The 20249-nt window shown below is 56.6% G+C and carries 21 protein-coding genes; 15 read left to right on the top strand and 6 right to left on the bottom strand.

The window, feature by feature from the left end:
• Nucleotide 1: 1 nt before the first annotated feature.
• Nucleotides 2–1162 carry a TOBE domain-containing protein gene (locus R5H23_RS08535; protein ID WP_317215134.1) on the bottom strand — a complete coding sequence of 387 codons (1161 nt, stop codon included), beginning with the start codon at nucleotides 1160–1162 and terminating at the stop codon, nucleotides 2–4.
• A gap of 86 nt (nucleotides 1163–1248) precedes the next feature.
• Between R5H23_RS08535 and R5H23_RS08530 the strand changes: the two genes are divergently transcribed.
• The 11 genes from R5H23_RS08530 to R5H23_RS08480 all read left to right on the top strand — a co-directional run bounded on the left by R5H23_RS08530 (nucleotide 1249) and on the right by R5H23_RS08480 (nucleotide 10413).
• Entirely contained in the window at nucleotides 1249–1527 is a 279-nt protein-coding gene (locus R5H23_RS08530; RefSeq protein ID WP_046900788.1) for a hypothetical protein, read from the top strand.
• An 82-nt stretch (nucleotides 1528–1609) separates the two neighbouring features.
• Nucleotides 1610–2044 (top strand): hypothetical protein, encoded by a 435-nt coding sequence (locus R5H23_RS08525; protein ID WP_317215133.1) that lies wholly within the window; start codon nucleotides 1610–1612, stop codon nucleotides 2042–2044.
• A 171-nt stretch (nucleotides 2045–2215) separates the two neighbouring features.
• Entirely contained in the window at nucleotides 2216–2410 is a 195-nt protein-coding gene (locus R5H23_RS08520; protein WP_007284708.1) for a DUF1656 domain-containing protein, read from the top strand.
• A gap of 12 nt (nucleotides 2411–2422) precedes the next feature.
• Nucleotides 2423–3334, top strand: coding sequence for an HlyD family secretion protein (locus R5H23_RS08515; protein ID WP_046900790.1), 912 nt, complete (start codon nucleotides 2423–2425; stop codon nucleotides 3332–3334).
• Between the two features lies 1 nt (nucleotide 3335).
• On the top strand, nucleotides 3336–4841 hold the full coding sequence (locus R5H23_RS08510) for an efflux transporter outer membrane subunit (RefSeq protein ID WP_211498695.1): 1506 nt from the start codon (nucleotides 3336–3338) through the stop codon (nucleotides 4839–4841).
• 50 nt (nucleotides 4842–4891) lie between these two features.
• The gene (locus R5H23_RS08505; RefSeq protein WP_317215132.1) at nucleotides 4892–5860 is read left to right on the top strand and encodes a serine aminopeptidase domain-containing protein; all 969 of its coding nucleotides are present in this window, start codon (nucleotides 4892–4894) and stop codon (nucleotides 5858–5860) included.
• A 49-nt stretch (nucleotides 5861–5909) separates the two neighbouring features.
• Nucleotides 5910–6068, top strand: a complete 159-nt coding sequence (locus tag R5H23_RS08500; RefSeq protein ID WP_167386127.1) for a hypothetical protein — start codon at nucleotides 5910–5912, stop codon at nucleotides 6066–6068.
• A complete protein-coding gene (locus R5H23_RS08495; protein ID WP_317215131.1) occupies nucleotides 6065–6976 on the top strand; it encodes a DnaJ C-terminal domain-containing protein in 912 nt (303 codons plus the stop codon). The genes R5H23_RS08500 and R5H23_RS08495 overlap by 4 nt, the downstream gene beginning before the upstream one ends.
• Nucleotides 6977–6978: 2 nt before the next feature.
• Nucleotides 6979–7128: a hypothetical protein gene (locus tag R5H23_RS08490; RefSeq protein ID WP_167386128.1), complete on the top strand. Its 150-nt coding sequence runs from the start codon at nucleotides 6979–6981 to the stop codon at nucleotides 7126–7128.
• 34 nt (nucleotides 7129–7162) lie between these two features.
• Entirely contained in the window at nucleotides 7163–8671 is a 1509-nt protein-coding gene (locus tag R5H23_RS08485; RefSeq protein WP_317215130.1) for an oligopeptide:H+ symporter, read from the top strand.
• A gap of 194 nt (nucleotides 8672–8865) precedes the next feature.
• Nucleotides 8866–10413 carry a carbohydrate porin gene (locus R5H23_RS08480; RefSeq protein WP_046901006.1) on the top strand — a complete coding sequence of 516 codons (1548 nt, stop codon included), beginning with the start codon at nucleotides 8866–8868 and terminating at the stop codon, nucleotides 10411–10413.
• An 83-nt stretch (nucleotides 10414–10496) separates the two neighbouring features.
• On the opposite strand, the gene R5H23_RS08475 is transcribed toward R5H23_RS08480, so the two are convergent.
• Both R5H23_RS08475 and R5H23_RS08470 read right to left on the bottom strand, forming a co-directional pair.
• Nucleotides 10497–12746, bottom strand: a complete 2250-nt coding sequence (locus R5H23_RS08475) for a TonB-dependent receptor (RefSeq protein ID WP_317215129.1) — start codon at nucleotides 12744–12746, stop codon at nucleotides 10497–10499.
• 170 nt (nucleotides 12747–12916) lie between these two features.
• Entirely contained in the window at nucleotides 12917–14485 is a 1569-nt protein-coding gene (locus tag R5H23_RS08470) for a carbohydrate porin (RefSeq protein WP_317215128.1), read from the bottom strand.
• Between the two features lie 300 nt (nucleotides 14486–14785).
• Between R5H23_RS08470 and R5H23_RS08465 the strand changes: the two genes are divergently transcribed.
• Nucleotides 14786–15442 (top strand): POTRA domain-containing protein, encoded by a 657-nt coding sequence (locus tag R5H23_RS08465; protein WP_211501637.1) that lies wholly within the window; start codon nucleotides 14786–14788, stop codon nucleotides 15440–15442.
• 13 nt (nucleotides 15443–15455) lie between these two features.
• Here R5H23_RS08465 and R5H23_RS08460 read toward each other — a convergent pair whose 3' ends face one another.
• Genes R5H23_RS08460 through R5H23_RS08450 form a run of 3 tightly spaced genes read right to left on the bottom strand, consistent with a single transcriptional unit; the run spans nucleotide 15456 to nucleotide 18053 of the window.
• The gene (locus R5H23_RS08460; RefSeq protein ID WP_099211850.1) at nucleotides 15456–16064 is read right to left on the bottom strand and encodes a DUF1643 domain-containing protein; all 609 of its coding nucleotides are present in this window, start codon (nucleotides 16062–16064) and stop codon (nucleotides 15456–15458) included.
• Between the two features lie 26 nt (nucleotides 16065–16090).
• Nucleotides 16091–16636, bottom strand: a complete 546-nt coding sequence (locus R5H23_RS08455) for a peroxiredoxin (RefSeq protein ID WP_099211852.1) — start codon at nucleotides 16634–16636, stop codon at nucleotides 16091–16093.
• Nucleotides 16637–16667: 31 nt separating this feature from the next.
• Nucleotides 16668–18053 carry a lytic transglycosylase domain-containing protein gene (locus tag R5H23_RS08450; protein WP_317215127.1) on the bottom strand — a complete coding sequence of 462 codons (1386 nt, stop codon included), beginning with the start codon at nucleotides 18051–18053 and terminating at the stop codon, nucleotides 16668–16670.
• Between the two features lie 209 nt (nucleotides 18054–18262).
• On the opposite strand from R5H23_RS08450, the gene R5H23_RS08445 reads away from it, so the two are divergent.
• The 3 genes from R5H23_RS08445 to R5H23_RS08435 all read left to right on the top strand — a co-directional run bounded on the left by R5H23_RS08445 (nucleotide 18263) and on the right by R5H23_RS08435 (nucleotide 20225).
• Nucleotides 18263–19144 carry an ABC transporter permease gene (locus tag R5H23_RS08445; RefSeq protein ID WP_046900800.1) on the top strand — a complete coding sequence of 294 codons (882 nt, stop codon included), beginning with the start codon at nucleotides 18263–18265 and terminating at the stop codon, nucleotides 19142–19144.
• A 1-nt stretch (nucleotide 19145) separates the two neighbouring features.
• Nucleotides 19146–19928: an ABC transporter ATP-binding protein gene (locus R5H23_RS08440; protein WP_317215126.1), complete on the top strand. Its 783-nt coding sequence runs from the start codon at nucleotides 19146–19148 to the stop codon at nucleotides 19926–19928.
• A gap of 78 nt (nucleotides 19929–20006) precedes the next feature.
• Nucleotides 20007–20225: a hypothetical protein gene (locus R5H23_RS08435; RefSeq protein ID WP_046900802.1), complete on the top strand. Its 219-nt coding sequence runs from the start codon at nucleotides 20007–20009 to the stop codon at nucleotides 20223–20225.
• Nucleotides 20226–20249: the final 24 nt, after the last annotated feature.

Below are 20249 nucleotides of genomic sequence, written 5' to 3'. Positions count from 1 at the left end.
TTTAATACAGGTCGGCACGAAGCGGAAAGGCCGTTGCATGGCCGGCGGGCCAGGCGAGCTGAACGGCGGCTCCGGCGCGTGGCAGCTTCTGGGCCTGAAGAGGCGGGCGCCGGAGCTCAATCTCGGTACCATCCGGGCAGCGCACCCGCATTCTGATATGATCGCCAAGATGAACGCTGTCCGTCAGTGTGCCGCGAACAGGTGGCGCTTCCTCATCATCAAGACCAAGAGACTGGCTGCCAAAAAAGGGCGAGATCCGATCCGGGCGAACGCACACCAGACAGGCGTGCCCTTTTTGAAGCGTATCGTCGGATGCGAGAGCTTCCACAATGCCGCCGCAGGCAAGTTGAACGCGCGCGACGTCATCCGCAATATCCAGAACCTGCCCGGTCAAGGCATTGGCTTCACCAAAGAGTGTCGCCACTCCAACGTCTGATGGGCGATCATACAGTTCGGCCGCTGTTCCGCACTGAAGCAACGCCTCTTCATTAAAGAGGGCGATCTGCCCTCCTGCGCGCAGTGCGTCTTCCTTGCGCGTGACGCTTTGCAAAACGCTGAGATTTCGCGCGCGCGACAGTTTCGACAGTAGAGACGCGATGCGTCGACCCGCGTGGATGTCCAGACCACCGTATGGGTTGTCGAGCAACAGAATGGTTGGGGCAGTTACGAGTGCGCGGGCCAGCATTGCACGGAAGGTCTGTTCTGGATTGAGGTCCTGCGGAGAAAGATTTCCCAGTCCATCCAGTCCCAGAAGGGACATCATGCGGCCTGCACCCGCATCGGCTTCTGCGCGGCTTTGTCCTTGGGCGCGCAGTGCGAAAACGATGTTGCTGCGCGTATCGAGGTGAGGAAACAGCGGGTCGCGGGTGCTGATCAGAACAATGCTGCGTTGCCCGGCGGGACGGGATGTAACATCCGTTTCCTGCACAAGGACGCGCCCGCCCATGGGTGGAGAAAAGCCTGCGATCAAATCCAGTAGGCCAGATAATGCAGCTTCATCAGTTCCATAGGCGGTAACTGTTTCTCCCTCGGAAACCGTGAGGTCAAACGCTTCTCCCCGTAGTCCAGCGCGCAGAGCTTCAAGCCGGAGAGCCGGAGCCAGGCGTGTGGCGGGCTTCTTGCGGCGTGTGGGGGAAGGTGGGGCGCCGGGTGGGCGGGACATGCAACCTCTGATAATGCTTTTGCGTTTGAAGCCAGATACCGGGCCTGATTCCCAGGTCCCTATTTGATTGCAATGAGGGTTTGAACATGAGCCGCGATACCGTCAAGAAGAACATCGAAGCTGCAGCCGAGACAACGCAGGACCAGATCGAGACGCTGCGCAAGCAGGTTGAGCAGATCCTGAACGACTATGTTAACCCGGCTCTGCTTCAGGCAGCGGACCGTACAGAGCATGCCGTTGCAAATGCCCGCAAAATCACAGATCATGAAATTGAAAATGTATCGACGCGTGTGCAGTCGCGGCCCATCGCCGCTATTCTGATTTCCGCTGTGGTCGGTTTCCTGGCGGGCCGTTTCTCCAAGTAATCGGCACGTGACCTTTCAGGCGGGAGGCAGGCCATTCACAGACCTGCGCCCGTCCTGTTAGAAATAAAGGCAACGATCCTCCATGAAGCCCATCGAACTCGGTCAGGAAGTCCTTTCCGCCCAAGGCCAGATTCTCTCTCGCTCCGCCATGCGAATCGGTCGGAGAGTTGCGTGCGCGCTTGTTGCCGTTGTCTTCCTGCTGTTCGCAGCCATTTCTTTTCACGGCTTTCTGTGGGCGTTCTTCATTAGCGTTGCAGGCCTGAGCTACGTCAAAGCCAGTCTGTGCGTTATTGGCGTTGATCTGTTCTTCGTGCTGATTTTTGCAGTTCTTGCAGCATGGTCGATCCCGGACGTTGTGGAGATCGAGGCGCGTATTCGTCGCGACCGCAAGTTGGTCGAACTGAAGCAGTCTATTGCCATTACAGCCGTTACTGGTCTTCTGCTGGGGCCAATTGGCCGTTTTACGGGCAAAAGCTTCCTGTCCATTCTGAAGAGTTTCTTCAGTCATTCCAAATAAGACATTTTATGACTGATTTTTGTCAAAGCCATCTGGCCAGTTGTAGGTTAATGGCGTAAGCACTTCGCCTGTGCCGTGATTACGCCCTTGGGGGAGTCGTCACGGACTTGCGAGGAGTCCCGTGGAAAGTTCGTCGAACAGTCCGTTAGTTGGCACCAAGGTCACAGCCTGATGCTTACGGAAGTCAATCTCTTCGGCGTCTTTGTCGCACCCCTCTCAATTTACGCCGTTGCAGCAGTGTTCGTAACACTTCTGTTGAGAAGCATTCTGTGGCGAACCGGTGCTCTGAGCTGGTTCTGGCACGTCGCCCTCTTTGAAATAGCGCTCTATGTCTGTGTTCTCTGTCTACTCATCCTTTACGTCTAGGAGGGGTCGGCTATGAACTGGACCCGCAGTGTGATCCGCGTTCTGCTGACTCTGATTGTCCTGGCGATGGCCATCGGCCTCGGTCGGACCATGTGGGACATTTACGTTCTGGCACCATGGACGCGCGATGGTCGTGTTCGTGTTTACGTCGTAGATGCAGCCCCTGAAGTTTCCGGAACAGTTGTTTCTGTTCCCGTCGTGGACAACCAGTTTGTCCATCGCGGTGATCCGCTTTTCGTTCTCGATCCCGTTCGCTTCCGCCTTGATATTGACGCCGCCCGTGCCCGCCTTGCCGGTGCGGATGAAGACCTCAAGCTGAGATCTTCTGATGCCAAGCGTCGTATGGGCCTCGGTGGCATTGTGTCTGCCGAAGAGCAGGAAGACTTCAACTCGAACGTTGAAACCCAACGTGCCAAAGTCAATGCTGCAAAAGCCGAACTGAATACGGCGCTGCTGAACCTTCAGCGTTCTACGGTTTATTCGCCAGTTGACGGGTACATCACCAACCTGAATCTTCGCGTCGGTGATTATGCCCATGCTGGTCAGCCCGGTCTCGCCGTGATTGATGCTCACAGTTACTGGATCAACGGATACTTCGAAGAAACCAAGATGCATGGTGTGCATGTTGGTGACGCCGCCCGTGTCAAACTCATGGGTTACAAGCAGATCCTGCCTGCCCACGTAGTCAGCATTGGTCGTGGTATTAACGACCGTAACGGCGTGTCAGACCGTCTTGGTCTGCCAGACGTGAACCCGATTTTCACGTGGGTCCGTCTTGCGCAGCGTATCCCGGTTCGTCTGGAACTGGATAACGTTCCGCCGGAAATCACTCTCGCGGCCGGCATGACCGCAACCGTCACGATTGGGCGCGAAACGCCGGGCGCCCGTGGCAAGTTGACCACCTGGCTGCAGAACCATCTCTGACATGTCACGCAAGCTTCTGACCCTCGCTCTCAGCACCTGTCTGTCACTTACGGCCTGCACCGTCGGGCCGAATTTCAAGCCAGACAAGATCAAGGTGCCCGACACCTTTGTCGAGCAGCCACAATCGGTGACGGCAGCCGAGATCGCGCGGACCGAAGCAGACATGAAGGACTGGTGGGCCCAGTTCCATGACCCGATGCTGAACGAGCTGATCGAGGCCGCGGTCAAGGGCAACTATGATCTGCAGATTGCATCGCAGCACATCATTTCGGAACGGGCTGTCCGGCGGCAGGCTCAGGCAGCCTGGTACCCGCAGCTTGATGCAGCTATGGGCGGTGGCGATGACCGGTATTCCATCAATGTCGATAACTGGCCGCTCCGCCCTGGAAATCCGGCAAACCGGCCACAGGCGTCTGTCCTGACCTATGGTGCTCGCGCTAGCTGGGAAATCGATCTGTTCGGGCATATTTCCCGGCAGGTCGAGGAGCGTAAGCGGCTCGTTGAGGAATCTCTGGAAAACCGTCGCGCCATTCTGTTGTCGCTGCTGTCCGAAGTCGCATCAGATTACGTGACGTTGCGCGGTATTCAGGAACGGCTTGCAGTCACGGAACACAGCATCGATGTGGCGCAGCGTTCCCGCGAACTGACTGAAAAGCTTTATACGCACGGCCTGGGCAATACGCTGGCTGTAGCGCAGGCACAGACGGAAGAGCATCTCGAGCGCTCGCGGCTTGCTCCACTGCACTCGCAGGAAGAGCGCCTGATCCATGCCATTTCCATTCTGCTGGGTGAAATGCCCGGCAAGCTGGAGGAAGAGCTGGACGTGCGGCGCCCTCTGCCGTCTGTTCCTGCGTTCCCGGCGTCCCTGCCGTCCATCGTCTTGGCAAATCGCCCGGATATTCGGGCCACGGAAGCGCATTATGCAGCGGACATGGCTCAGGTCGGCGTAGCGGTTGCCAACCTCTATCCGAAGTTCATGATCCCGCTGACGTTCAATCCGAACGCTTCTGCCGCCTATCAGGCGTTTCAGATGGGCGGCATGGCCTGGAGCTTCATGATGATGGCTTCGCTGCCCATCATTCATGGCGGTCGCTATACAGCAGAAATTGCTCAGGCTCGTGCAGAAGCCGAGGCGAGCCGACTGGTGTATCGCAAGACTGTGCTGAAGGCTTTTGCTGAAGTCGAAGATTCAATGGGTGACTGGCGCCATGACAATGAGCTTGTCACGCAGCTTGAAGAAGCTGCGACAGATTCCGGTCTTGCCCGCGATCGAGCGCAGAAGCTGTTTAGCGCCGGTCTGACCGGGTATCTGAATGTCCTGACGACTGAGCAGACCGCACTTTCTGCTCAGGATCAGGCAGTTGTGGGGCGGATGGCCCGTCTGCGGGACGCCATTTCGCTTTACACGGCGATGGGCGCGGGCTGGCAGGGCCGTCAGCTCACCGATACGCGTCTGCCGATTGAAGTTGGAAAGCAAAACGCGCTGGTACGGGCCTTTACGCGCTAGGACAGGATTGGCTCGCAACAGGGCAAGAACAGTTTGAACGGAGTCCTGCCATGATGCCTGTCTTTCTGCGATCATTTGCTCTGCTGGCTGCTGTTATGTTGGGAACTGGTCTTTCCGAGGCAGCAACTGAGCGTGATCTTGAAGCGCCAGGCCCGCTAGGGCCATTATCTGGCACTTATCTTGACGCGGGGAAAACAGCGCCCGTTCTTCTGCTCGTCCCTGGCTCTGGCCCCACAGACAGAAACGGGAATTCAGCGTCTGGCCTCAAGCCGGGAACGCTGAAACTGTTGGCTGAGGGACTGGCTGGGCGGGGTATTTCAACGGTTCGCGTTGATAAGCGTGGTATGTTTGGAAGTGCACGAGCTGTCGCCAACGGGAACCACGTTACCATTCAGGACTACGTGACGGACGTTCAGAACTGGATCTCTGTCATTCGCAAAGAAACGGGGACACGTTGCGTCTGGCTTGGTGGGCATAGTGAAGGCGCACTGGTCGTACTTGCTGCATCTCAGCATAGCCAGGGTGTCTGTGGTTTGATCCTGTTGTCAGGGCAAGGGCGACCAATGGGTGAACTCATCCGGGCGCAGCTTCACGCCAATCCGCGCGCGCACCCGGTTCTTCCACAAATTGATAGCACCATTGATGCTCTTGAAGCAGGCCACCGTGTTGACCCGCTAACGTTACATCCCGGTTTACAGGCTTTGTTCAACGCGGACGTGCAGGGATACCTGATTGATGTCATGCGTTATGATCCTGCTGCGCTTCTGAGGGCGTATCATGGCTCCGTTCTGCTGGTGCAGGGTGGAAAGGATCATCAGATCAGCCCGACAGAAGATCTGCCTTTGCTACAGGCTGCTGACCCTCGCGCGACGACTGTTTATCTGCCCTCTGCAAGTCACTTTCTGACGGACATGCCGGATGTTGATTCCAAAACCATGACCGGAGCTGGCCTTCCTTCTTTCGGCCCTCTTGATCCAGATCTGGCGCCGCATGTCGCGGAGTTTGTCCTCGGTCATTGACCCGAAGCGATCAACGTCACACATCTGAAAGTAATGGAGGAATAAACCAATGGCACAGGATGGTCACCCGGCTGAGGATTACCTCAGACCAAAGCTGGACAGTTTGATTGAAGAAGGTGTGAGCGCGGGATTTTCGCGTGATGTCGTACTTGCCGTACTGATTGATCTTTTGGATGACGGCGCAGCAGATGATGCGGAGTTGAGATGAAAGACCCTTATTCAGTTCTTGGGGTTTCCAAGACGGCCACGGACAAGGAAATCCGCAGCGCATACAGGAAGCTGGCCAAGCAGTACCATCCGGACCACAACCCCGACAGCAAGGACGCGGAAGAGCGGTTCAAGGCTGTTGGTCAGGCGTATAACATCGTCGGGGACAAGGAAAAGCGTGCGCGCTTTGACCGCGGCGAGATTGATGCTGAAGGGCAGGAGCGTGGCCCGTTTGGCGGCGGTGGCTTCGGCGGTGGCGGTCCGGGAGCCGGGGCACATGGCTTCCAGGGAAATTTCAATCAGGAAGATCTGGGCGCGTTCTTCTCCGACATGTTTGGTGGCGGCGGATTCAGTGGGGACTTTCAGCCCGGTGGTGCGGCAGGACGTCGGGCCACAAAGGGCTCTGACCGCCGCTTTTCCGTGACCATTACCTTTGAACAGTCCGTTCTTGGGACGTCTCTGGATCTGGCTTTGGGCGAAGGTGGTCATACGGAAGTTCGTATTCCGCCGGGTGTCGAAGAAGGGCAGACCCTGCGTGTACGGGGCAAGGGCGCGCCAGGTCGTCCTGGTATGGATGGTCAGCCGGGTGTTCCAGGTGATGCGCTGCTGACGATCTCTGTCACGCCAGACAAGCGTTATGTCCGTGATGGTCGTAATCTGCGCATGACCCAGAATGTCGATCTCAAGACAGCTGTTCTGGGCGGGAAAGTGACCGTGGCGACACCGAAGGGAGACGTCGCGGTGAAGATACCCAAACATTCCGACAGCGGGAAAGTTCTCCGTCTTGCCGGTCGTGGTATTGGCGCTGATAAAAAGAACCCCGCAGGTGACCTGTTCGTGACGTTGCAGGTGCATATCGGGCCGGTTTCTCCTGAATTGGAAGCCTTCTTCGCTGAGCAGGAGGCCTGATCATGGGAATGATCCGTCGCGCAAAAGCACGTATTCCAGACTGGCCATGGCGTCAGATTATTGGTGGCATTTTCGCCATCATCTTTGTGGTTGTGCTGAGCGTGATCGGATCCCATGCCCTCATCCTCGCCGGGGAGTGGCATTTGCCCTAAGATAAAGCCCGTCTTTGTTTCTGACGGGTTTTTCATGACCTCTTATTCTACACCTGCCTCCGGGCAACCGCTGGCGACGACACGTCGTCGCGCCTTTACCGTTGTGCTGGCAATCGAACTGTGGGAACGGTTCGGTTATTACGGCATGCAGGCAGTTCTGACGCTGTTCATGGTCCAGCAGCTTCGAATGGCCGATACCACGGCCAATCTGATGCTGGGGGCTTTTTCCGCCCTGACCTACATCACGCCTGTTCTGGGTGGCGTGCTGGGAGATCGTTTTCTCGGCACGCGGCGCACGATGGTCATGGGAGCTATCTCCCTTGCCATCGGCTACGCCTGCCTCGCCGCTTCTCTGACATCACCGACATTGCTTCTGCTGGCCATGGCGCTGATTTCCACAGGAAACGGCCTTTTTAAGCCGAATGCGGGTAATCTGGTTCGCCGGATTTATGAGGGGGATAATGCCGCCCTCGATGCGGCGTTCACCCTCTATTACATGTCCGTCAACGTTGGCTCCACGGTGTCGATGCTGCTGACACCATGGCTACAGGTTCACTATGGCGCCCCCGTTGCTTTCGCGACCTGTTCGGTCGGGTTGGTGATTGGTCTGCTCTATTATGTCTGGCGTTCGGGATGGCTTGCCCAGACAGCCAGCCCTCTGGAAAAAGAGCGCGTGCCTGCCAGCCGTTTTGCTCTTGTGGGGTTCGGACTCCTTGCGCTGACCGTTTTTAACGCCTGGATCATGAGCAGCGACGGCCTTGCCCGGATCTGTATTTTTGCTGCCGCTGTGTTGCTGTTTCTGTCTTGGGTCGTCCTGTACGTCCGTGCACCCGGAGAAGAGCGACCGGGTTTGCGGCTTACATACATGCTGTGCCTGCAGGGAACGATTTATCTCGTCTTTTATCAGCAGATGATCACGTCCTTGACGTTGTTCGCACTGCGAGATGTCTCGGGCGACTTCAGCATCGGCGGCGTAACGCTTTTCCATATGTCGGCCGGCCAGTTTCAGGCGCTCAATCCGATCTGGATCATGGCGATCAGCCCATTACTGGCGATTTTGTACAATCGGCTGGGCGCACAGGGGCGGGACCTGTCGCTGGCTCGAAAAATGCTGATTGGCTACGTGATGGTGGCTATGGCTTTCGCGGTTTGGTGGCTCTCTGCCGTTGGAACGACAGGTTTGGTTTCCCCTTGGATTATGGTCGCGGGCTACGGACTTCTGTCTTTCGCCGAGTTGCTGACAAATGGTTTGGGTCTGGCGATTGTGGCCCGCTATACGCCAGCGCGTCTGAGTGGCTTCATGATGGGCGCACTTTATCTGCTCTGGGGCATTGCGATGTATGTGGGCAGTGTCATCGCCAACCGGGCGGCCATGCCTGCCGATATGGCAGCTTCCGCGGGAAATGCCCTGTATGCCAGTTTGTTCCGGACCTTGTGTGAAGTGGCAGTTGTTGTGGTGGTGATTCTGGCGTGCCTGGAGCCTTTAACGCGACGTTGGGACCGAGAACACATAACTGTGAACAGGAAACTTTCGCCGAATTGAACCATGTGAAGGTTTTGTAATTCGGGAGAAAACCTAGGAAAAAGATTAGACATGATCTGAAGTGATGCGGCGGAAGTGTCGCATTACGAAAACAACCGTCTTCCTCTCTCTATTCCGGACCGGCATCGGCCTGTATGGGAAAGTCATTCATGATTTCCGGTTACAGGCGACGTGAGAAGGAGACGCGGGAAAAGATGCAGAGGTTTAAAAGCGGTTTGACGAAGGCTCTGGGGGCGGCCTGTCTTTTGAGCACGACGCTCTCCACACCCCAGATTGCATACGCCGAGACGGCTTCTGCATCTGATCAGGGAAAACCTGGTCAGCCTCGCGCCCATAACAGTGCGGGGCACCCGGTTCTTCGTACCCGGTCCATCCAGCCAACCCCTCTGCTGGTCAAACCCGCTCCGACCCCGTCGCACCTTGCTGACGTGCAGCCTTCAGACACAACAGAAAACCGCTTCTTCCCGGCCAGTTTCCATGACTGGCTGACGCAGAGCACCATGACCGGTGACTGGGGCGGATATCGCACCTGGCTTACGGAAAAAGGGATCAACATCGGTGGCCACTTCCTGCAGGACAGTGCAGGAAATCCGATGGGTGGTAAGGCTAAGACCGTTCGTTATGCGGATGAATTCGGCCTTAACATCGATCTCGATCTGAAGCGTCTGACCGGCTGGAACCTTGGCCTGTTCCATTTCCTCAGTACTGCGCGTCAGGGTCTGGGTATTGGTGCCAAGCTGCCGGCGCTGGATAGCCCGCAGCAGATCTTTGGATCTGGCGAGACCGTGCGTCTTACCCGTCTTTCGTGGGAGATGCCGTGGAACCGGTATGTTTCTACCGAAGTCGGCGAAATCAACACTGAGAATGATTTCGAGCAGTCGTCCATGTACTGGGGCATGAGCCAGTACTGCCAGTTCGAGTCCAACGCGATCTGCGGTATGCCGCAGTCTGTCGCAATGAACTCGGGCTACGGATATTACCCGACGGCGCATCCGGGGGCGTGGGTGAAGTTCTACCCTGCCGGAAACAACCATTACCTGATCCAGTTCGGTGCGTACTCGGTCGATCCGACCATCGCAAACACGCATAATGGCTGGAAAATGAACCTCCACGGCGCAACGGGGACGTATGTTCCGTTCCAGCTTGGATGGCATCAGGGCGGTAAGGACGATTACAGCGGTCCGCTTCAGACCAACATCAAGATTGGTGGCTACTGGGACTCTTCGCAGGTCAAGAACGTCTATGGCCAGCTTGGCACATTCGGTGTTCCGACAGAGTATCTGATTTCAGCGCCGACCCAGCAGGTTCGTGGCCGTTTTGGTGGCTGGTTCCAGTTCGACCGTATGCTGGAACGTGACAAGGCTGATCCGAACCGTGGAACATCGTTCTTCGGATCTTTCACTTGGGGTGATCCCCGCACCGCGATTGCACCTTACTTTATTACGTGGGGCATCACGCGTAAGGGGACCTTCCCGAGCCGACCCAATGATACGATCAGCCTTGGCATGAAGATGCTGTGGGTGAACCCGAAGCTGACGATCTGGGCGCGACAGATGCAGGCTGCCGGGGCAACAAACCTGTTCAAGCCCTCTGAAGAGCATGCCATTGAATTGAACTATGGCTGGCGTCCGACCCCGTGGCTCGTGATTCGTCCGGGTGCGCAGTATCTTATGCATCCCGGGGGTACCAACCGCTACAAGAATGCTCTGCTGCTTGATTTTGAGACGGGCATTACCTTCTGATTTCTTTGGCAAAAGCCAGACATGAAAAACGCGCCACCCGATCAAGGTGGCGCGTTTTTTTGTGCCTGTAATCTGATGTGAAATCAGAGGTCAGTCGTGAAGGAGAACTTGAATGTCCGGGGCAGGCCTTCAAGTAGATAGCCGTTGAAGGACGAAGACCAGTAGCGTGTGTTGGCAATGTTATCGACGCCAAAGCGCAGAGTGACAGGCTTGTGGTACGTCGTGAACGTATAGCGTGCTGCCAGATCAAAGCGCGTCCAGACTGGCAGATGCAGGGTATTGGCTGTGTTAACCCATTGCTTGCCTGTATTGACGACGCGCCCGACGACCGTGGCCCCCTTCAGGAACGGGAGATCGTATTCCAGATTGCCGTTGATCGTATAATTCGGAATGCCGATCGCTGAATTGCCATTCTGTAGGCCGCCAGCCGTATGGCGTAGGTCCGCATCAATCAGCGTGCCACCACCATTGAATCTCAGTCCCGGCAGAATCTCTCCATTTACGGTGAGTTCGATGCCACGGTTCCGCTGCAGGCCGTCCTGTTTGTAAACGGAATACCCCGTGCCTTCGATCGGCACATTATAAGAATTGGGGCGTGAAATCTGATAAAACGCCAGAGCAGCGCTGAAGCGACCAATGTCGTACTTGGCGCCGATTTCATACTGGGCAGACTTATAGGGTGGGAAAATCTGTCCGACGTTCTGGGCACTCGCAGGGGCGGTATCACCCTGAGACATGCCCTCAATCCGGTTGAAGTAAATGGACGTCTGACGCGTCGGGTGAATGACAAGCCCGACAACAGGCGTAATGGCATCCTGATTATACGGAGTGCTTAACGAGCCTCGGCCGGTTGTGCTGTAGTTGTACCCGTTGATCATCATGTTCTGGTAGCGGAAGCCCCCGGTTAGGGCGACGCGACCATTCAGGAAAGACATCGTGTCAGAGAAAAACAGGCTGTACAGGCGTGTCCAGTTTGTCGTCTGCGGGTCGTTTAAAACACCTCCAACGAAAGTCTGAGCCGGGGAGGCAAACTGCGGTGTCTTGTAAATGTTTGTGGTGGGAGAGGTCAGGGCCATGGCGTAGGCCGCAGCTGAATCTTCCCAGAGCGCGGAGCCACCGGCATTGACCTCGTGCTTGATAAAGCCCGTTCGGAAGTGTGCACGAATGCCGGCGCGGGTGCTCTCATTCGTCTGATTGTAAGGCACATACATGCTGCCCGCAGTTGCGGCGCCGGTGGCTGCATCCGTTAGGGTCGGGCTGGAATAGTTGCCCTTCTCATTTGCGTTCAGGGCACCAAAGGCCCCATACAGGGTCACATTTTTGGAGAGATCATGCTCAATGTTCAGCATGCCAAAAATGTAGTTCAGGTCATTATACGCCCATTTCTGACCGAAATTGTGAGACGGGGCGACCGGGCGCGGAACGCTGGTGACAAATGAACTCAGCATCAGGCCTGGGCGGCCACCATCAACGCCCTGATTCTGATAGTTCATGTCCATCGAAATGCGTGTGCTGTTATCGCGGCTGTGCCAGTCAAAATCAGCCCCCAGAGCGGTGGAGTGCCGGTATTCATTATTGATGGAATCTTCGCCGGATTGTCCGGCCACGTTCAGGCGAACACCGAATTGCTTCTCCGTTCCAAAACGACGGCCCACGTCAATGCTGCCGCCTCCCATGGCGCTGCTCGTGTAGTCTCCCGTCAGGCGGGTGATTGGGGCATCCGTCGCATGTTTGAACATCAGGTTGATGTTGCCGCCAATAGCAGACCCACTCGGTGCAGCGCCGTTCAGGAACGCGCTGGCGCCGTTGAGAACCTGAACACTGTCGTAGAGCTGGGGTGAAACAAGCTGCCGGGGCGTGATGCCGTAAAGACCATTGATGGCCACGTCATCACCGTTGACGGCAAAACCGCGGATGACAAACATCTCCGAGAAGTTGCCGTATCCATACGTCGTGCGAACGGATGGATCATTTTCCAGAACCTGTCCAAGCGTCTGGGACTGCTGGTTCAGGATCATGCTGGAAGAATAACTGCGAATGTTGAAAGGCACGTCCAGGCCCTTCTTGTTTCCCAGTGCACCAAGCTGTCCGCCACTCGTGACTTCCATCTGGTTCCGGCGCTTGGCCTTTACGATGATTTCTTCATCGTTCGGCGCGGATGATTTGGCCGCGCTGGGCGCTGCCGCAGCCTTGTTGGGCGCGACCTGGGTCTGGTTCGGCAAAGGACTTGCTGCATAGGCGAAAGCGGGAAGGGTTGTTCCGGCCAGAAGCAGGCAGGCCAGGTGCCTGCGATGGCGAGCAGGTCTGGGGCGGGAAAGCAGATATGCGCGCACGGAAAGAAGCCTCGATTGGAGGGGAAGATGTGCGCTACATACGGTAATGAGAATTAATCTCAAATAAATCAATGTAACTTAATATGACTGCGTCTGTGTGCGGGATGCGGGCACAAAAAAAGCGAAGCCTTTTTCGGGCTTCGCTTTGTCGTGGTTGGTTCGTCGCTAATTCAGAGCACGACGGTGAACTGAACCCCCAGCACAGCGGCATCACGAAATGTCGTCGTCGCGCTGGGGCGCTGGATGTACTGGAAGTCGGGCTGGATCGCCATCGCACGGGCCACATGCGCGCTATAAAACAGTTCGTACACGTTCTCATGGCTCTGCGGGCCATAGACTGTGCCCCACTGGTTATCCTGATAGGGCAGGTTGAGCTGCTTGGAGGATTCCTGCTGCAAGGCTGCCGTGGTGCTCATGTCGAAGTGCTGCCACATCGCCCCGACTGTATCGAGCGGACGGCCCCACGCTTTGCCCGTATCAATCATGCCGACCCATGTATGGTCTCGCATGGCGACGGTCTTGCCGTCACTGTACATGGCGCCCGCCATCAGGATCAGACCGTTGGTATCACCGGGCCCGTTGCGCATCAGCATCTGATCCATGATCAGCCACGCACTGTTTCGCCCGGCTTCATAGCGGCGAGGCAGGCCAGTCTGCTGCCACGAGTTCCCGTGAATGTCTTCGTACAGGTTCAGATAGCGTGAATTGTCGTAGGAATATCCGAGCTCGTAATGACCAACGAGATGGTTTTTTCCAAAACGGGGAATCCAGCCGATTTCGACAGGCGTAGAGAACTTCCCCAGCCCCGATTGCGCCCAGGACCAACCGGAAATGCCGCCGTTGTAAGCATGCGGGCTTACGGCGAAGAGGCCACCCATAATGTATGTATTGGCCGTTGGCATGACGCGGGCGATGGCGGCAAGGTTACCGGACGGCCAGTCGCGGTTGCCTTCCGTGTATTTATTTGGTGCTGGATTTCCGCAGACGGCGACGTTCATGAAGTCGCAGAAAAGTGGCGAGGCAGCAAAGAATGAGCCGACCGGAATCCAGCCAGCGCTGATGTCGATACGATTATGGTAGAAGGATGCCTCTCCATACATCGACACGAGATGCGCTACGACGTTGCCACGTGCACCATAGATTTCCTGCACGGGCGCAATGGAATCCCCGAACATCCGGGACACGTTCTGGCCATGTCCGTTGACGATCAGCGTATGCGTCCAGAAGTTTTTGATACCGGCCATTTTGTCCCAGTCGATATCCACTTCGACGCCGACCTGCCCCGTATCCGAATAGGCGCGGTCTTTACCGCCCGTCACGTTGCCGGCGAATTCTTCGTTAACTGCAGCGAGGAGATGAATGCCATGATTAACAAGCCATGGCTGGATGCCGCCCCAGTCTCCGAAGAAATGCTGTGATCCCATTGGGGCTGCGAAAAACGCCCCCGGATCTTCAACTTCGTCAGGAGTGCCAGCGCTGCGTACGCCGCGCATGTTGTTTTGCAGGATGGGAACGCGTCGCCCTGTATCCATAGGGTGTGACGTCAGTTCGGATTTGCTGTTGCCTGCCGAGGGTTCCGCCGACGGGCCTGCCGTCGGGGTTGAACCTGAAGGCGAGGCCGACTGACCCCAGGCTTGGCCTGGCGCAACAGCCAGTGTCGAGGCGGACAGGAGTCCCAGAAAAGCGGTCCGCAGATGTCCGGAACGAAAAAGGCGAGCGTGATCAGTCAGCACGACCATAAGGCAGCGAATCTCTCTTCTGTCTGATGATGGCGAACAGGAAGACGGTCTTCTTCGAAGACTTTCCCACAGGGTGGGGCGAAGAAAATGAATTCCAATTTATGGAGTGAGAGGTGGTGTGTCGCAGACGGTCCGACCCGCTGTCAATGCGTGCAAGGGAACTAAAGTGGTTTGGTCTTTGACCATGAGAAGTGTGACATTGTGTGGATGGAGACCATCATGGTCCAGATAAAGGGCAACTCCCGGAGCATTATGGCGTAAGACAATCTCTTGATTTTTTGTTTTTTTACAGGAGGCAGCATGAGGTTCTCTCGTTCCATGCTGACACGTGCAGGAGTGGGTCTTGCCGTGGGAGCGATTTTAACGACCGGTTCGGTTCTGGCCGAGCCCGCTACAGGTCCAGTCGCTCCCCCACCTGTTCCCGCTCTCGATTCCCCTCTTCAACTGGGCTCGGTGTCTGTGGAGGGAAACAAGCGTGTTCCATCTGCGGATATTCTCGCAGCATTCGGTTATCACGACGGCCAGAACGTCACACGCGCGAAGCTGGCAGACGCACAGAAACAGGTCGCGACGCTGTATCAGTCACGTGGCGTTGGGGCGGACCTTGGTGAGCAGTTGCATATCTCTGCCAACAAGGTGGATGTGAAGCTGCTGATGCGGGAGCACGATCAAAGGACTGCCGAGGCTGGCACCGCTGGACTGATTGTGGATAAGGTCGCTTTCGAGGGTAACCGAAAAGTACCAACGCCTGCTCTGGCAGCAGCAACCACCCTTCAGGATGGCGCAGCGATCTCGGATCAGGCTTTGGCTGCGGACGAAGTGGCGATCGAGAAAGTCTATCGGGAAAACAAGCTCGGCGCTCAGATCCAGCCACAGGTAGTTTATCCGAACCATGACAATCATCTGGTTCTGGTCTGGCAGATCCGTGAGCAGAGCCCGCGCTCAGACGGGGAGTAACCCGCCTGAAGAATTAGGTCAGGGTCTCCGGATCCAATGACTGGGGGGTCAGAACACCCGGAAGATAAAGTGGATGCTCTGGCCGTCCTGTCTTGCTCAATCTTAATGCCGTCACCTTCACGCCATGGTGCGCCAGCATTCGGGCTACAGCAGTGCCCCGAGGTCTAAGTGCCTTGGCCTGAGGGGCGCCGTAAGCCAGCACGACAAGATCAGCTGCCTTCGCCATTTCAAGAAGATGCCTGTCGTTGTCTGGTCCAATGGGATCATCGACTTCCAGAAGGCGTTTCTGATCCGTGCAGCGATAGGCAAAACTGTTGCCGACGAAAATTCCACCGTAACCCCATGCACGCGCATAGCGCTGGCATTTGGCGACCGTTCGGTCGTCCCCGAGTTCTGTGGCGACTGACGGGTTCATCATCAGCCACATGACCATGGGCTTCGTCTCGTCCCATACGCGCTTCAAGGTGTAACGGTAACAGTCGCCCGGGCCGTCGTAGAGGGCTGTACTGATGACGTCTTCCGAAAGCCGAAGTGGCCGTGAATCACCAACATGATGCTGTCCAAAAAGGTCAGCAGGCTCCCCTCCGCTCTGGAACGGTGTGGAGCGGGAAGGGCGCGACATAGAAGATATTCCGATATTTGGTAAGCTTAGTGGGCAGCCTGAAGCGCCTTGACGGCAGCCAGTGTGCGCTCGACATGGCCATCCGGGGACATGGATGCATAGGAGAGGGCAACATGCCCATCCGGCGCAATCACGTAAGAGGTGCGGCTGGCCATATGCAGAAGAGGCATCTTGGCCTTGTAGGAATTGGTGATGGTCCCGTCAGGATCTGCAGCAACGGGGAATGCGCTCCGGCATTCACTGACGGAGAAACGGGTCAACTTGTCGATCGGGTCCATGGAGATCCCGATAACCGTTGCGCCCATCGCCTTGAATTCGGGAACAGCCTCGGCGAATTCATGCGCCTCGATGGTGCAGCCTTTGGTGAAGGCGGCAGGGTAAAAGTAAAGGACGACCGGACCCGTTTTTAAGGCCTCGGCCAGATGGTAGCTGAACTCATGTCCTGCCATGCTCGCCTTGGCAGTGAAGTCTGGAGCATGGGCTCCTGTTTCCAGAGCAGCGTGAGCTGGAGAAGGGAGGGTGCCAATCATGGCAAGGGCACAGAAAGCAGAAATTGGCAGAAAGCGACGCATAGGATGTGCTCTGTTCCCTGAAAGTAACGGTTTAGAATGCGCCGGGCGGAACCACGACGCATGGTGAACCGTGCGGCAGACGGTGACAGGCCGCAAGAGCATTTTCATGTGTCAGGCCGGTCAGGCGGGCACGATAGAGGTGTCCTTTGCCTGTTTTGACGCTGGCAACCTGTGTTCTCGCAGACGCGACAACTGCTCCGCCCTGACTGTGAGCCTGAGACGCGGCTGAAGTCGCCTGTCCGGAATTTGCAAACGCGCCGACCTGAATGGCCCATGTTTTGGGGCCACTCGTTTCCTGTGATGCGGCAATAGTGGCGTGATGCATTGTCGGTGCAGGGGAAGACAGTCGGTACTGCTGTCGTGAAGCAGGCATGACGGCCATGATCGGCTGGGGCTGCAAATGGTGCCCCATCGGAATTTCCTGCGCCGTGACCTGGCTGTCGGCCAGCTCGGTATCCATGCTGTTTGCGACTGGTGGGTGATAGGCCACTTTCTGCACAGTGGGAGCTGATGATGTGATACCCCGCGCTGCCCACGCCGCGCTGACACTGTTTGGTTCTACCGGTGCGGCAGAGGCTACAACCACAGGCGCTGCGGGAGCGACTTGTGTTTCGGACACGGTCTCATCTGAAGACGAGCTATCGTCAGACGAACTGTCTGCTGATGAATCTTTGTGAGACCAGGCTGCCCGGATCGACTGACTGGCAGGCGTGGTGGGGGCAGTGTTTTCTGCGACCTGAATCTGGGCGTTTGGATCATGCTGGGAGACCAAAAGGTCTGCGGCCGACCGGTTATGAGGGGTCACGCCTGCGATGCGTGGACCGATTGCTGCCACATAGCGGCGTGTCTCGCGCGGCAGTGGACGTCCGCGACGCAGATAGCTGTCTAGGCTTCCAGGGCCATCGTTGTAGGCGGCGAGAAATCCTGGAGAACCATAGATTTCGTACATCTGCCGAAGATATGCCGTGCCTGCGAGAATATTATCGTGCGGATCAAACGGGTCGTCGCCGAGGCCGTATTGTTGGCGCATGTCATCATAAGTTGGCGGCATAAGCTGTAACAGGCCCATGGCACCCGGCGTGGAGGTGATGAAATTGCCATTATGGTCGTAAAGGTGGCCGCCGGACTCCTGCTGCATGACCGCCCGGATCCACGCTTCTGGAATATCAAACCGAGCAGAGGCTTCCTGAATGTATGGCCCCCACGGATCGCTGGGTGGGCCCGGCGGAGCGTAATAGGATTTCGCGTGAGCGCGATATTTCGCGGCTTCCTGAGAGACGGGAACCTGAGAAGTCGAACTCATGTCGGGTGTACCGGCGCAGGCCGCGAGAAGGCCGATCAGACCAAGTGCCAGACCGGAACGGAGAGCGGTCAACGGGCGAAGAGTGGTCTGGAACGGCACGGCGGGTCTGGGCATCGGGGCAGGGTACCTGACAAGGGAAGAACTGTCGCAACCCCCAGACAATACACAGGGATTACGGCAAAACTAGGAAAAATGACGAAAGGTTTACGTTTGTCGCCTACTTTTTCGCTTCGAAGCTGTTCGACGAGAGATGGTGAAAGGGTGCTTCTTCATCAAGGGGAAGACTGCTTGCGGGAACAGAGTCTATCGGCTAGGCGAACCAGATGAACTCATCTTCCCCGGCCCCCAAAGAGCCAGAGATGCAACGGCTACCGAAGCATGATCTGAGCCCGCTGAAGTTCGACCAGCGTCGCGGGAGCCCCGCTGCCCGGGCCTGGGATGATTTTCGCGGAGCCTGCAAGCTCTGGCGTCTGGGCGTTATGCTGGGGTGGTTGGATATCAAGCTTCGCTATCGCGGATCAGCGTTGGGTCCCTTCTGGCTGACCATTACATCCGCCATTATGGTTGCATCCATGGGCGTTCTGTACAGTCGTCTCTTTCATCAGGATATGAAGGTTTACCTGCCGTTTTTGGCTCTCTCCCTGACGCTCTGGCAAACGGGGTTATCAAGCCTTCTTCAGGAATCCTGCACCAGTTTTCTGGATGCAGAAAGCATCATACGCTCCAGTCGTCTTCCTTTGCTGCTTCAGGCCATTCGGGTTGTGGTCCGTAATGCGATCGTCTTTGCTCACAACATCATAGTGCCTGTGGGTGTTTTCGCGATCTACCATGTCTGGCCGGGGTCTACGGCGTTGTTGGCGCTTCCTTCACTCCTGCTATGGGGACTGGACGGATTTGCGGCCTGTATGCTGCTGGGCTCGCTCTGTGCGAGGTTTCGGGATGTGCCACCGATTATTGGGGCGCTCCTTCAGATCGTGTTCTACGTAACGCCTGTCATTTGGCAGCCGCAGCAGCTGGCGGGGAAAGCGCGGTATCTTCTGTACAATCCGTTTTATGCTCTGCTGGAAGTCGTTCGTGCTCCGTTGTTAGGACACATTCCTTCGATCGGCGTCTGGCTTGTGGCTCTGCTGACGAGTGCGGTCTTCTGGGTTATCGCGATATGGGCTTTCGTCCGTGTGCGCTCACGGCTGGTATTCTGGATCTGACATGACGCATATCCGCCTTGAGAATCTCTCCCTGTCGTTCCCGGTTCTGCACGGGGCTTCTCGCTCTCTGAAGAAAACCCTGCTGGCGCGTGCCAAGGCCACCGTCACGAAGCCTGCATCTGTCGGCGGAAGAATGCGTCTCGGTGCAGTCGCCTCGGACGCCGTGCTCGTGCAGGCGCTGTCAGGGCTGACATTTCACATCAATGGAGGTGAGCGCATCGGCCTGATCGGCCATAACGGCGCTGGTAAAACAACGCTCCTGCGTGTGCTGGCCGGGATCTATGAAACAGATGATGGCTATCTGGATATCGAGGGCGACAGTCATGCGCTCATTGATCCGCAGTCTGGCATGAACCCGGAGTTAAGTGGGCGCGAAAACCTCAATCTCTTTGCATGTCGCATTGGTTTGCCCAAAGGGCAGCTTCCTGCTTTGGAAGCCGACGTCGAAGCCTTTGCGGAGCTAGGACCGTTTTTTGATCTGCCCGTTCGACTCTACTCGTCCGGGATGAGCATTCGGCTTGGATTTGCTCTGGCTACGGTTCCCCGTCCGCGCATTCTGCTGATGGACGAATGGTTCATGGCAGGGGACCAGCGCTTTCAGGAAAAGGCGAAGGAACGGATGGCAGGCATGGTTGATGCCGCTGAAATTCTTGTCGTGACATCGCATTCCCTGCCTGTGCTCAAGCAGTGGTGTACGCGCATCCTCTGGATGGAAGAGGGGCAGATCCGCATGGATGGTCCGACGGACACTGTGCTTGAGGCATATGAGGCCTCACTGGCCTGAGGTCAGCTGTTATTTGGTCTGGTCTCAAGGGTGCGGTAGGATCAACTTCGAGTTTGACCATCACCATGGAGACTAATCATGTCTTATGCCGCTATTGATGCAGCCCGCGTTGCCAAAGCTGCAAAGTCTGCCCTTCAGACACTTGCTACCGTCAAGGAGCAGTCAGAAGCTCATCAGCGTAAGACGCTCATGATCGAGCGTATCGAAGCCCTCGCCACGGCTGCAGCTGAAACCAAAGATTGCAATGCGATTACCCTGACATCCGAAGAATTCTGGATGATCTCCAAAAATTGGTAAAAGCCGGCAGGGCAGGCGGGTCAA

It is taken from the genome of Gluconobacter sp. GP1 (genome assembly GCF_032913585.1).
GTDB classification, from domain to species: domain Bacteria; phylum Pseudomonadota; class Alphaproteobacteria; order Acetobacterales; family Acetobacteraceae; genus Gluconobacter; species Gluconobacter cerinus.
Note: the sequence above shows the minus strand (reverse complement) of the source record. Positions and strands in the feature narration are given on the sequence as shown.